Raw genomic sequence first — 12,933 nt, forward strand, 5'->3', positions numbered from 1 at the left:
CGGCTGCGCGCCCGCGCTCACTTGACCGCCCGCGCCGCAGCGACGACCTTGCGCACGAACTCGCCCTGCGGGCCGGCCGTCCACTTGGCCAGCACCGGCTCGGTGGCCTTGACGAAGGGGGCCAGGTCCGGATGGTTGATCTGCACGCCCTTGGCCTTGAGCTCACCTTCGAGCTTCTGGTCGGACGCCAGCGAGGCCTGACGGTTGAACTGCGTGGCCTCGGCCGCGGCCTCCTGGATCGCCTTGCGGTCGTCGGCGCTCAGCTTGTCCCAGCTGCGCTTGCTCATCACGAAGGGCGTCATCTCGTACTTGTGCGCGGTCAGCGAGATGTACTTCTGCACCTCGTAGAGCTTGGACGACCAGATGTTCATCAGCGGGTTCTCCTGCCCGTCGACCACCCCCTGCTGCAGCGCCACGTAGAGCTCGGCGAACTTGATCTGCTGCGCGTCGGCGCCCAGCGACTGCATGATGTCGACCGTCACCGGATCGGGCGGCGTGCGCAGCTTCAGGCCCTTGGTGTCGGCGGGTGTGGCGATCGGCCGCACCTTGTTCGAGATGTGGCGGATGCCGTTGTCCCAGTAGCCCAGCACCACCAGGCCCTTGGCCTCGCTGGCCTTGGCCAGTTCCTGGCCGACCGGGCCGTCCAGCACCTTCCAGGCCGCCTGCAGGTTGGGGAACAGGAAGGGCATGCCGAAGGCCGCGTACTCGGGCACGACGTTCGAGATCGCGCCCTGGGAGTTGGCCGAGAAGTCGACCGTGCCGGTGCGCAGCGCGGTCAGCAGCGGCACGTCGTCGCCGAGCTGCGCGCCGCCGGCCACCTGCACCTCGATCCGCCCGTTGCTCCTGGCCTTGAGCAGCTCGGCGAACTTCAGCGAGGCCTCGTGCTTGGGGTTGCCGGGCGCGGCGTTGTGGCCCAGCGTCATCTTGGTCTGGGCGGCGGCCGTGGTGTGGGCGGCCAGCGCCACCGCGGTGAGGGCGAACGCGCCCAGCAGGCGGGTGAAGGTCTGCATGCTCTTGTCTCCTGGGCCTCGGGGGCCCTTGTCGTCGGTCTGGCCCGCGGGATGCGGGCGGGGTCTTCAAGCCCCGGTCATGGCCCTGCCGTGATGACGGAGGCGGCACGGCGGCCACCTCCGGTGTCGCGGCTCAGCTCACAGCCAGGACTTGATCTGCGCCACGATGGCCTCGGTCGAGATGCCATAGCGGTCGTGCAGGGTCGGCAGCGCGCCGGCATCCAGGAAGGCGTCCGGCAACGCGATCTGCCGGAAGGCCGGGTGGATGCCGTTGCGCATCAGCAGCGAGGCCACGGCCTCGCCCAGGCCGCCGATGGCGGCATGGTTCTCGGCCACCACGACCAGGCGGCCCGGCACCGCGCACTCGCGCAGCAAGGTGGCCTCGTCCAGCGGCTTGATGGTGGGCACGTGCAGCACGGCGACGTCGGCGCCACCGCCCTCCAGCGCCTTGGCCGCCTCCAGGCCGCGCATGGTCAGCAGGCCGCTGCTGATGATCAGCACCTCGCGGCCCCCGCGCAGCAGCTGCGCCTGGCCCCAGCGGAACTGGTAGCCGTACTCGTCGAGCACCACCGGCACCTGGCCGCGCAGCAGGCGCATGTAGACCGGGCCCTGGTGTTCGGCCATCGCCGGCACCACCTGCTCGATCTCGCGCGCGTCGCAGGGATCGATCACCGTCAGGTTCGGGATGCCGCGCATCATGCCCAGGTCCTCGGTGGCCTGGTGGCTGGGGCCGTAGCCGGTGGTCAGGCCCGGCAGCGCGCAGCAGATCTTGACGTTGAGGTTCTCCTCGGCGATCACCTGGTGGATGAAGTCATAGGCGCGCCGCGTGCCGAACACCGCGTAGGTGGTGGCGAAGGGCATGAAGCCCTCCTTGGCCAGACCGCCGGCGGCCGCCATCAGCAGCTGCTCGGCCATGCCCATCTGGAAGAAGCGCTCCGGATGGGCCTGGGCGAACAGGTGCAGGTCGGTGTACTTGGCCAGGTCGGCCGTCAGACCGACGACCTCGGGGCGCTGCTCGGCGAGCGCGACCAGTGCCTTGCCGAAGGGCGCGGCCCGGGTGGCCTGCCCCTCGCCGGCGATCGAGGCGATCATGGCCGAGGTGGTCAGGCGCTTGGTCGGGGTGGCGGCGGCGGGGGCCGCGGTCTTCGTCGGGGCGTTCATCAGCAGGCTCCTGCGGCGCGCTGGCCGGCGGCCAGGCGGGCGGCGAATTCGGGTCGGGCGGCGTCCAGCACGGCGATGGCCTGCTGCCATTCCGGCGGATCCACACGGATGAAGTGGTTCTTGTCGCGCGTCTCCAGGAAGGGCACGCCCTTGCCCATCAGCGTGTCGACCAGGATCACGCGCGGCTGGCCACCCGGCAGCAGACGCGCGGTGTCGAAGGCCTGCACCACGGCGGCCAGATCGTTGCCGTCGATGCGCTGCACATGCCAGCCGAAGGCCGCGAACTTCGCGTGCACCGGCTCGTAGTCGGTGACCTGCGCGGGCGGGCCGTCGGCCTGCTGACGGTTCAGGTCGACGATGCAGATCAGGTTGCCCAGGCGGTGGTGGGCGGCGCCGGCGGCGGCCTCCCAGGTCGAGCCCTCGTTGAGCTCACCGTCGGACATCGAGTTGTAGACGAAGGACTCCGAGCGCTTGAGCTTCAGGCCGAGCGCCATGCCCACGCCGATGGCCAGACCCTGGCCCAGCGAGCCGCCGGAGATCTCCATGCCCGGCGTGTAGGTGGCCATGCCCGACATCGGCAGCCGGCTGTCGTCGCTGCCGTAGGTCTCCAGTTCCTCGACCGGCAGGATGCCGGCCTCCAGCATCGCCGCGTACAGCGCGATCGCGTAGTGGCCGTGCGACAGCAGGAAGCGGTCACGGCCCTCCCAGGCCGGATCCTCGGGCCGCAGGCGCATCGCATGGCAGTAGGCGGTGGCCAGCACGTCGGCATAGCCCAGCGCCTGGCCGATATAGCCCTGGCCCTGGACCTCGCCCATCTGCAGGGCATAGCGGCGGATGCGCCAGGCCCGTTCGGCCAGGCGGTTCAGTTCTTCAGCGTTCATCGTCGTCGGCGGGGGCGCCGCGGTCGGTTCGGGATTCGATCGCCCCGGTCGGCAAGCAGACCGAGGCAGCGATGGCGGCGCAGTCTATGGACTTGACCCTGGCGTCTCAAACGAAGAAAGTTCAGCTTTCGATGAATTGAATTCATCTGAAGAACGCCACCCAGGACGGTGATCGCCCCGGACCGGCCCGCCTCAGGGAAGGTCCTGATGCCGCAGCCCCGTGCTGCGCGAGCCCCCATGCGCCAACTGCCCCCGCTCAAGGCCGTCCAGGCCTTCGAGGCCGCCGCCCGCCTGGGCTCCTTCGGTGCCGCCGCCGAGGAACTGCACCTGACGCCCTCGGCCATCAGCCACCAGATCCGCCTGCTGGAGGGCCGCCTCGGCCTGGGCCTGTTCCACCGCGTGCACCGCGCCGTGGTGCTGACCGACGCCGGCCGGCGCTATGCCGAGACGGTGTCGCAGGCCTTCGGTCTGATCGAGGCCGGCACCCGGGCCATCGAGCGCACCGACAAGAGCGACATCCTGACCGTGCACTCGGTGCCCAGCGTCGCCACCCAGTGGCTGATGCCGCGGCTGGCGCGCTTTTCCACCCGCTATCCCGACATCGACCTGCGCATCAACGCCTCGACCGACCGCATCGACCTGGCCGCCAGCGACGCCGACTTCGACATCCGCTACGGCCCGCTGCTGCCCGACACCGGCGTCAGCGTCGAGCCCTTCCCGGAAGAGGCCATCGTCGTGCTGTGCGCACCCGGCCACCCGCTGGCCACCAGCCCCGAACCGCGCACGCCCGAAGCGCTGCGCGGCTGCACGCTGGTGCATTCCGAGATCAACCTCTACAGCTGGCGCGACTGGCTGCGCGACCACCCGGGCGCACCGGTGGATCTGGCCCGCGGCCCGCGCTTCGACCGCTCCTTCATGGCCATCCACGCCGCGGCCGACGGCCTGGGCGTCGCGCTGGAAAGCCGCCTGCTGCTGCAGCGCGAGCTGGATGCCGGCCGCATCGTGCTGCCCTTCGGCAACGACGGCCCGCGCCTGGTCTGCCACCGTTTGCTGTGGCTGCGCACCAAGGCCCATCTGCCCAAGATGCGGGCGTTCCGGGACTGGCTGTTCGACGAGCTGGTGGAGGCCAGTCTGACGATGCAGGCACACCCCCCGCTTCAGGGGGACTGACCCTGCTCACGACAGGTGAGCGGCAGGGCAACGCGCCCGCACCTCAACACAATCGGACATTTCCGATCACGGTCCGGACACATGAGCGCCAGCCCTCCCCCCTCGGCCACGCGCCGCTACGACACGCTGGACGGTCTGCGGGGCGTCGCGGCCCTCGCGGTGATGGCCCACCACCTGACCCAGTCCAGCAGCGGCCCGCATCTGTTTTCAGGTGCCAGCCTGGCCGTCGACCTGTTCTTCTGCCTGAGCGGCTTCGTCCTGGCCGAGTCCAACCTGACGCGCTTGCTGCGGGACGGTGCGCTGGGCGACTTCGTCATCCGACGCCTGCTGCGCCTGTATCCGCTGCACCTGTGCGGGCTGCTGCTCGGCGCCACGGCCTTGCTGCTGATGGTGGACGGCGGCCGAACCAGCCTGCAGCCGATGCAGGCCTGGCTGGCCATCGGCCTGCATGCCGTCTACCTGCCGTGGCTGGGTGGCGGCACGATCACCGTCGGCCAGCACACCACGCCTCTGGCCGCCTTTCCGGTCAACGATCCGGCGTGGTCGCTGTGCTTCGAGATGGTCGTCAACCTCGCTTTCGCGCTGGTCGTGATCCTGGCCTGCCGACGCCAGTCCACGGCACAGCACGGCGCGCAGCCCTGGCGGGCGATGCGCAAGCTGCCGCTGTTCCTGCTGGCGCTGGCCGGCGCCGCCCTGCTCACGCTGTGGACCGCTCGCACCCACTGGGCGGCGCCGGGCTGGGGACCCGAGAACTTCATCGGTGGCGGCCCGCGCGTGGTCTGGGGCTTCTTCAGCGGTGTGGCCCTGTGGCTTCTGTGGCAGCGGGTGCGCGACCAAGTGCCGCGCCTGCATCCGGCCTGGCTGCTGGTGGCGTCGCTCGCGCTGTTCGCACGCGAGGTCTCGCCATCGATCTGGCTGCTGCAGACCCTGGTGGCCGTGCCGCTGCTGGTCCTGCTGGGTGCCGCCGCTCGGCCGGCGACACCGCGACTCGACCGGATGCAGCAGGGGCTGGGCTGGCTGTCCTATCCGCTGTACTGCCTGCATCTGCCCGCGCTGATGCTGGTGAACGTACTGACGGCCGGCCACCTGCCCTCGCCCGCCACCGTCGTGGCCGCCAGCGCGCTGCTCGGCATCGTGCTGGCCTGGGCCGCCGGCCGCTGGATCGACGAACCGCTGCGCCACCGACTGCAGCAAGGCCTGCAGCGCGCCCCGAAGCCGGCGGACCCGCCCCTGCGCCGCCGCGCCTGAGCGCACCGGAAAACACCCGGACGCGCAGGTCGCACCGACGCGGCTCGCGCGACGCACCTGTGGATCACCGCAAAGGCGGCAGGCCGTGGCTTTGGCATGATCGCGCTCCCGCGCCGTGATCACGCCCCCATGTCCCAACTGCCCCCGCTGAACACCCTGCTGGCCTTCGAGGCCGTGGCACGCCGCCGCAGCTTCGCGCTGGCCGCCGCCGAGCTGCATCTGACCGCATCGGCCGTCAGCCACCAGATCGCACGGCTGGAGGAGTTCCTGCGCGTCAAGCTGTTCGAGCGCGGCACCCAGGGGGTGCGCCTGACCAGCGCGGGGGAAAGCTATCTGCAGCGTGTGGCCGGCGCACTGGGGGCCATCGGTGCCGCCACCGACGACCTGCGCCAGGGCGTGCGCAACAGCCTGTACGTGCACGCCAGCCCCAGCTTCGCCAGCCTGTGGCTGATGCCCCGGCTGGCCGACTTCGCCCAGGCCTGCCCGGGCATCAGCCTGTTCCTCAGTGCCTCGCCGACGCACAGCGACTTCGCCCAGGGCCAGGTCGACATCGACATCCGCTACGGCGGCGCCACCAGCGCGCAGGACCTGACGATCGAGCCGCTGTTCGACGAACCCATCCTGCCGCTGGCCAGCCCGGCCTTCATCGAGCGCCACCGCCTGCGCGAGCCGTCCGAGCTGCTGCAGACGCCGCTGATCCAGAGCACGGTGTCACTGGTGCAATGGAGCGACTGGCTGCCGGCCCACGGCGTGACCCCGTTGCCCGACCGTTATGCGCTGCGCTTCGACCGCGCCCAGCTCGCCTTGGATGCGGCCATCCAGGGGCTGGGCGTGGCCCTCGAAAGCGCGGTGATCGCGGGCCCGCACCTGGAAGGCGGACGGCTGGCGCCGGTGTTCGACCCGGCGCAGGCCGTCGTCATCCGCCCCCACCAACTGGTCTACCCGCAGCGGCTCGCCCGCCGCCCGGAGGTGGCCGCATTCGCCGCATGGCTGCTGGACCGGGCCCGGGCCACGACGGGCATCGTCCCTCTGTCCGACGACCCGGACCGCCTCGGCGCTCCGGAAAATACGACGGGCCTGTCCGCAGCCTGAGGTCGTCAGGTGCGGGCAGGCCCGTCGTGAACGCCGCATCGAAGCGGCAGCGCCCCGGTGGGGCGCCTCTCAGGCGTCGCGGCGACGCACGGTCCCGTTCAGGATCCGGCGACCGCGTACGGCATGGCTCAGTAGCCGCCGCGGCCCCAGCCGCCGCCGCTGTTGCCACCGCCGTAGCCGCCGCCACCGCCGGTGCGGCGCTGGCCGCCGGCGCCACCACCGAAGCCGCCGGTGCGGGGCTCGGGCGGACGAGCGACGTTGACGATCAGGTTGCGGCCGCCGATGGCGTGGCCGTTCAGCGAACGGATGGCTTCCTGCGCCTCGGCGCCATTGGCCATTTCGACGAAGCCGAAGCCCTTCGAACGACCGGTGTCACGGTCCATCATGACCTTGGCCGAGTTGACGGTGCCGAAGGCGCTGAACTGCTGTTCCAGTTCGTCGCCAGTGACGGTGTAGGGCAGATTGCCGACGTAGAGCTTGTTGTCCATGGAGGATCCTTGAGGGGGAAGAGGCGGTTGCCGATGCAGGACCGGCGGGAGACCGCGAGGGGTAGAAGGCGTCTGCGGGGCCGTGGCCAGGTCGACGCCGGTTGTGCCCGGGGGGATGGCGAGAGGCGGCGGTTGCCGACTCAGGCCGTACCGGACGTGGCCTGCAGGCAGTCCGCCTGCTGGTCGGCCGCGTAGCGCAGCGCGTCGTGCGCGCTGTCGAAGACGGGGATGAAGCGCCAGATTCGATCGTGGCTGCCGCGGCCCAGGCCGCTGCGGATCGACAGAGACGCGCTGTAGCGCCCATCGGGCTGCTGGCGGCTCAGGGCGGAGAGCTGGAAGCGTCCGACGCGCCAGCTGCGGGCCTCGGGGCCCGGTGCAAGAAGAGAGATCAGGGGCATGAGCACGCACCCGGCGGAGTGCCGGATGCAGAGCCGGCGATCCAGGTCACCCGCAGGTGGACGGTGGCTCGTCGGCAGAACACGGACCAGGACCCGGCGGACAATGTCGCCCGCATGAACATGCGGACAGCCGGGATCAGAACGCAGAAAAAGCTGGCCCGTACAGGCAGCCGGTACCCCGAAGGACATCGACGCTGCAGCAGGTGCGGACCGGAGCGCCACGAGGGGCGGTCGATCCACCTTCAGCCGTCCGCGCTCAAGGGCACGAACGAAAGAAGCGGTGATGGTAGCAGCTTCCAGCCATTCGTGCCGTAAATGAAGGCCCCTGTTTCAGGCAGCCCCGTCCGCGGTGCCGGGCACCGGGTTCGCCGTGGCAGGCGCCACGGCGGCATCACCGTCGTCCGGAGCCGCTGCGTCGTCCGCCGTGTCGAGACCGCTCGCCTTGCGCTGCGCCTTGTCTTCTTTCTTGCGCTTCTTCTCCAGTTCGCGCTGGCGCTTCTCGAAGGCGTAGTTCGGCTTGGCCATGGCGGGGGAGCTTTCTGCAGTTGAAGATCCCCGCACCATAACCGAAAGCACACACCGTCATCCGGCGATCGGGCCCCACGATGCGTCCGGACTCAGGCGAGACGGCAGCGGGCGAACTCCGCCCCTTGGGCGATGACGAAATCGCGCAGGGCCGCATGGACACCGGACAGCTGCGTGTCACGCCGCTGCACCACGCACCAGTCCACCCATTTCGGCAGATCGACCATGTCCAGCACGGCGATGCGCCCGGCCTCGAGCTCGACCTGGAAGGTGTGGGCGCTGAGAAAGCTGATGCCCATGCCGCACATGACGGCCTGCTTGATGGTCTCGTTGCCAGCCAGTTCCAGGCTGGCCCGCACCTGGATGGCCTGGCTCTGGAGCAGGTGCTCGAGGAACTGGCGTGTCGCGCTGCCCGGCTCGCGGAAGATGAAGTGCTCATCGCGCAGATCGGCCCACCGCAGGCGGCGGTGGCGGGCCAGCGCATGCTGCGGTGACGCGACGATGCAGTGCGGATTGCGGGCGAAGGTGGTGGCCTCCAGATCGGCCTCGGACGGCGGGTAGCCGGTGATCGCGATGTCGAGCTGATGCTCGCCCAGCATCGAGAGCACCTCGTCGCGGCGCGCCACCGTCAGTTTCAGCCGCACATCCGGATGCCGTTGGCTGAACGCATGCAGCAGCTGCGGCGCGAAGTAGTGCGCGCTGCTGACCACCCCCAGATGCAGCAGGCCCCGCAGACCCGCGGCCCCCCCGGCACCGGCCTGGCCGGCCGGCCCGTAGGCCGCCAAGGCCTCTTCGGCGGCGCGCACCTGACCGGCGATCAGGCGGGCATGCAGCAACAGCTCGCGCCCGGCGTCGGTCAGGCGCTGGCGTCGGCCCGGCTCGAACAGCGCCGTGCCCACCTCGCTTTCGAGCTGGCGGATCTGCATCGAGACCGCCGGCTGGGTCAGCCCGAGCGACTCGGCGGCGCGGCTGAAGCCGCCCTGGGACGCCACGGCCTCGAACACGCGCAAGGCGCGCAGATGCAGCGCGCCGCTCATCGGCGCCCCCGACACGACGAACGGAGGCGGCCCACGGCCACCCCGAGGCCGGGCGGCGTGCCGGCGGACGCCTGGGAATAACCCCGAGGATTGGCGCCTGTGTCCCCGCTGGGCGGCCCACCACGCTGCGCCCACCACCGAGGAATGGCCATTGACGGGCGCGGTCCAGGCCCTCGGATCAACCCGCACACCATAAATCAAATTGATGGAGTGAATCAGATTCCATCAATTGTGCCATCGGTCGCCCGCCCTTACGCTGCGCCCCGTCGTGGATGACATCGCTGTCATCCGTCGCAGGCGCAGCGGCTTCGTCCGGCTCCGCCTGTCACCGTCCGCCACTTCCGCCGCCACCGACCGCACCATGACCTCTGCCTCCGCCCTTCCCTTCCCGCGCTGGGACGACGCCCGCACCGCCGGCATGGACGAGCCCGCGCTGCTGCTCTACCGCAGCAACCTGCTGGGCTCGGACCTGCGCATCACCAACTACGGCGGCGGCAACACCAGCGCCAAGATCACGCAGACCGATCCGCTGACCGGCCAGCCGGTCGAGGTGCTGTGGGTCAAGGGCTCGGGCGGCGACGTCGGCTCGATGAAGCTGGACGGCTTCTCCACCCTCTACATGGACAAGCTCAAGGCGCTCAAGGGCCTGTACCGCGGCCTGGCCCATGAGGACGAGATGGTCGGCTACCTGCCGCACTGCACCTTCAACCTCAACGGCCGCGCGGCCTCGATCGACACGCCGCTGCACTCGTCGCTGCCCTATGCGCATGTCGACCACATGCATCCGGATGCGGTGATCGCCATCGCCGCGATGGCGAATTCCGAGGCCATCACCCAGCAGGTCTTCGAGGGCACGGTGGGCTGGATGCCCTGGCTGCGCCCGGGCTACGAGCTGGGCCAGCAGCTGGCCGCCTACAACGCCGCCCACCCGGGGCTGCGCGGCATCGTGCTGGGCGGCCACGGCCTGTTCAGCTGGGGCGACAGCAGCAAGGCCTGCTACGAGAACACGGTGGACCTGATCCAGCGCGCCCAGCAGTGGTTGGAGAAGGAGCGCACCGCGCGCAAGGTGCCGATCTTCGGCGGCGCCGCCGTGCAGACCCTGGCCGACGCGGAGCGCGACGCCACGCTGGCGCGCGTGCTGCCGGTGCTGCGTGGACTCTCCGCTGAAGGCGGAACCAACAAGTTGCTGCACCTCAACACCTCGCCCGAGGTGCTGGAATTCGTCAACTCCAAGGACCTGGCGCCGCTGGCGGCCCTCGGCACCAGCTGCCCCGACCACTTCCTGCGCACCAAGATCCGCCCGCTGGTGGTGCCCGAGGCCGTCTACACGCTGAGCGGCGCCGAGCTGAAGGCGAAGCTGGGTGAGCTGCTGGCCGCCTACCGTGCCGACTACGCCGCCTACTACGAACGCTGCAAGCGCGGGAACAGCCCGGCGCTGCGCGACCCGAACCCGGTCGTGATCCTGCTGCCGCGCATCGGCATGGTGACCATCGCCAAGGACAAGGCCACCGCCCGCATCGCCGGCGAGTTCTACGTCAACGCGATCAACGTGATGCGCGAGGCCAACGCGGTCGACCAGTACGTGGGCCTGCCCGAACAGGAGGCCTTCGACATCGAGTACTGGCTGCTCGAAGAGGCCAAGCTGCAGCGCATGCCCCGCCCCAAGCCGCTGGTCGGCAAGGTGGCGCTGGTGACGGGAGGTGCCGGCGGCATCGGCCGGGCCATCGCCAAGCGTCTGCTGGCCGAAGGCGGCTGCGTGGTGCTGGCCGACATCGACCCCGAAGCGCTGGACAGCGTGAGCGCCGAGCTGGCCCAGGCCCATGGCAAGGACCACGTGCGCGGCGTGCGCTGCGACGTGACCGACGAGGCCAGCGTGATCGCCGCCTTCGACCGCGCGGCCATCGAGTTCGGCGGCGTCGACATCCTGGTCAGCAATGCCGGCATCGCCAGCGCGGCGCCGATCGACGAGACCAGCCTGGCGCTGTGGAACCGCAACCAGAGCATCCTGGCCACCGGCTACTTCCTGGTCGGCCGCGAGGCCTTCAAGCAGATGAAGGCCCAGGGCACCGGCGGCTCGATGGTGATGATCGCCAGCAAGAACGGCATGGTGGCCAGCGCCCAGGCCACCGCCTACTGCGCGGCCAAGGCGGCCGAGATCCAGTTGAGCCGCAGCTTCGCGCTGGAAGGCGCGCCGCTGGGCATCCGCAGCAACGTGGTCAACCCCGATGCGGTGATCCGCGGCTCCAAGATCTGGACCGGCAAGTGGAGCGAGGAACGCGCCGCCGCCAACAAGATCGACGAAGGCGACCTGGAGGCCTTCTACCGCGACCGCAGCATGCTCAAGCGCAGCGTCTTCCCCGAGGACATCGCCGAGGCGACCTACTTCTTCGCCGCCGAGCACCTGAGCGCCAAGAGCACCGGCAACATCCTCAATGTGGACGCCGGCAACTTGGCGGCATTCACCCGATGACCCACCCCCGTAGCGGGCAAGCCCGCTCCCCCTCAAGGGGGCGCCGCCAGCGGCCCGGCAAAGCCGGTTCCGCGGCGTCTGCCGGCTAACAGCCCGACCTGAATAACGTTTCATGCAGGGAGACACGATGTCCTCCACCCAACACCTGATCGACCCGGCACTGATCGCCGCCGAGAACGACAAGCTGCAGCCGGCGATGACCAGCGACTACGCCCACCTGGGCGAGCAGTTAGCCCGCCGCGGCATCGACATCGAGGCCGTGCGGGCCCGGGTCGCCGGCTTCGGCGTGGCGATTCCGAGCTGGGGCGTGGGCACCGGCGGCACGCGCTTCGCCCGCTTCCCGGGCCAGGGCGAGCCGCGCCACGTGTTCGACAAACTGGCCGACTGCGGTGTCATCCAGCAGCTGGGCCGCGCCACGCCCACCGTCAGCCTGCACATCCCCTGGGACACCTGCAACGACTGGTCGGAGCTGCGCCAGACGGCCACGGCCTGGGGCCTGGGCTTCGACGCCATCAACAGCAACACCTTCAGTGACCAGAAGGGCCAGGCGCACAGCTACAAGTTCGGCAGCCTGAGCCACACCGATGCGGCCACCCGTGCCCAGGCGGTCGAGCACAACCTGGCATGCATCGCCATCGGCGAGAAGCTGGGCAGCAAGGCGCTGACGGTGTGGGTCGGTGACGGCAGCAACTTCCCCGGCCAGCAGCACTTCCGCCGCGCCTTCGACCGCTACCTGGACAGCGCACGCCAGATCTATGCCGCGCTGCCGGGCGACTGGCGCATGATGCTGGAGCACAAGATCTGCGAGCCGGCCTTCTACAGCACGGTCATCCAGGACTGGGGCTCCAGCTTCCTGGCCGCGCAGACGCTGGGCCCCAAGGCGCAGTGCCTGGTCGATCTGGGCCACCACGCGCCCAACGTCAACATCGAGCTGATCGTCGCGCGGCTGATCGCCGCCGGCAAGCTGGCCGGCTTCCACTTCAACGACAGCAAGTACGGCGACGACGACCTGGACGCCGGCAGCGTCTCGCCCTACCGCCTGTTCCTGGTGTTCAACGAGCTGGTGGCCGCGGCCCACGAAGGCGTGGCCTTCGACCCGGCCTACATGCTGGACCAGAGCCACAACGTCACCGATCCGATCGAGAGCCTGATCACCAGTGCCGTGCAGGTGCAACGCAGCCACGCCCAGGCCCTGCTGGTGGACCGCACCGCGCTCGACGCCGCGCAGGAGGCCAACGACGCGATGACCGCCACCCATCTGCTGAAGGCGGCCTTCCAGACCGACGTGACGCCGCTGCTGCAGCGCGTGCGCGCCGACGCCGGCGGCGCCATCGACCCGGTGGCCACCTACCGCGCCAGCGGCTGGCGCCAGAAGTGCGCGGCCGAACGGCCGGCGGTGGCAGGCGGCACGGGCGGCATCGTCTGAACGTTTCCGCCCGGCGGCCGGAAGCCT

General features: G+C 70.2%; 12 protein-coding genes. 5 read left to right on the forward strand and 7 right to left on the reverse strand.

Annotated elements, in window-relative coordinates:
• Positions 1 to 17: 17 nt before the first annotated feature.
• From AACH11_RS13885 to AACH11_RS13895, 3 genes are all read right to left on the reverse strand, one after another.
• Entirely contained in the window at positions 18 to 1,010 is a 993-nt protein-coding gene (locus tag AACH11_RS13885) for a TRAP transporter substrate-binding protein (RefSeq protein WP_341374834.1), read from the reverse strand.
• A 138-nt stretch (positions 1,011 to 1,148) separates the two neighbouring features.
• The gene (locus AACH11_RS13890; RefSeq protein ID WP_341374835.1) at positions 1,149 to 2,171 is read right to left on the reverse strand and encodes a transketolase family protein; all 1,023 of its coding nucleotides are present in this window, start codon (positions 2,169 to 2,171) and stop codon (positions 1,149 to 1,151) included.
• Positions 2,171 to 3,052: a transketolase gene (locus tag AACH11_RS13895; protein ID WP_341374836.1), complete on the reverse strand. Its 882-nt coding sequence runs from the start codon at positions 3,050 to 3,052 to the stop codon at positions 2,171 to 2,173. The genes AACH11_RS13890 and AACH11_RS13895 overlap by 1 nt, the downstream gene beginning before the upstream one ends.
• 237 nt (positions 3,053 to 3,289) lie before the next feature.
• On the opposite strand from AACH11_RS13895, the gene AACH11_RS13900 reads away from it, so the two are divergent.
• The 3 genes from AACH11_RS13900 to AACH11_RS13910 all read left to right on the forward strand — a co-directional run bounded on the left by AACH11_RS13900 (position 3,290) and on the right by AACH11_RS13910 (position 6,562).
• Complete coding sequence (locus AACH11_RS13900; protein ID WP_341374837.1) at positions 3,290 to 4,222, forward strand: LysR substrate-binding domain-containing protein; 933 nt, start codon at positions 3,290 to 3,292, stop codon at positions 4,220 to 4,222.
• Between the two features lie 81 nt (positions 4,223 to 4,303).
• Positions 4,304 to 5,470 (forward strand): acyltransferase family protein, encoded by a 1,167-nt coding sequence (locus AACH11_RS13905; protein ID WP_341374838.1) that lies wholly within the window; start codon positions 4,304 to 4,306, stop codon positions 5,468 to 5,470.
• Between the two features lie 129 nt (positions 5,471 to 5,599).
• On the forward strand, positions 5,600 to 6,562 hold the full coding sequence (locus tag AACH11_RS13910; RefSeq protein ID WP_341374839.1) for a LysR substrate-binding domain-containing protein: 963 nt from the start codon (positions 5,600 to 5,602) through the stop codon (positions 6,560 to 6,562).
• A gap of 128 nt (positions 6,563 to 6,690) precedes the next feature.
• Here AACH11_RS13910 and AACH11_RS13915 read toward each other — a convergent pair whose 3' ends face one another.
• From AACH11_RS13915 to AACH11_RS13930, 4 genes are all read right to left on the reverse strand, one after another.
• Positions 6,691 to 7,050 (reverse strand): RNA recognition motif domain-containing protein, encoded by a 360-nt coding sequence (locus tag AACH11_RS13915; RefSeq protein ID WP_341374840.1) that lies wholly within the window; start codon positions 7,048 to 7,050, stop codon positions 6,691 to 6,693.
• A gap of 140 nt (positions 7,051 to 7,190) precedes the next feature.
• Positions 7,191 to 7,448: a hypothetical protein gene (locus AACH11_RS13920; protein ID WP_341374841.1), complete on the reverse strand. Its 258-nt coding sequence runs from the start codon at positions 7,446 to 7,448 to the stop codon at positions 7,191 to 7,193.
• Positions 7,449 to 7,778: 330 nt separating this feature from the next.
• Positions 7,779 to 7,973: a hypothetical protein gene (locus AACH11_RS13925; RefSeq protein WP_341374842.1), complete on the reverse strand. Its 195-nt coding sequence runs from the start codon at positions 7,971 to 7,973 to the stop codon at positions 7,779 to 7,781.
• Between the two features lie 92 nt (positions 7,974 to 8,065).
• Complete coding sequence (locus AACH11_RS13930; RefSeq protein ID WP_341374843.1) at positions 8,066 to 9,010, reverse strand: LysR family transcriptional regulator; 945 nt, start codon at positions 9,008 to 9,010, stop codon at positions 8,066 to 8,068.
• Positions 9,011 to 9,371: 361 nt separating this feature from the next.
• On the opposite strand from AACH11_RS13930, the gene AACH11_RS13935 reads away from it, so the two are divergent.
• Entirely contained in the window at positions 9,372 to 11,480 is a 2,109-nt protein-coding gene (locus tag AACH11_RS13935) for a bifunctional rhamnulose-1-phosphate aldolase/short-chain dehydrogenase (protein WP_341374844.1), read from the forward strand.
• Positions 11,481 to 11,607: 127 nt separating this feature from the next.
• The gene (gene rhaI / locus AACH11_RS13940) at positions 11,608 to 12,906 is read left to right on the forward strand and encodes an L-rhamnose catabolism isomerase (RefSeq protein ID WP_341374845.1); all 1,299 of its coding nucleotides are present in this window, start codon (positions 11,608 to 11,610) and stop codon (positions 12,904 to 12,906) included.
• Positions 12,907 to 12,933: the final 27 nt, after the last annotated feature.

The organism is Pseudaquabacterium rugosum (assembly GCF_038066575.1).
Lineage (GTDB): Bacteria > Pseudomonadota > Gammaproteobacteria > Burkholderiales > Burkholderiaceae_C > Pseudaquabacterium > Pseudaquabacterium rugosum.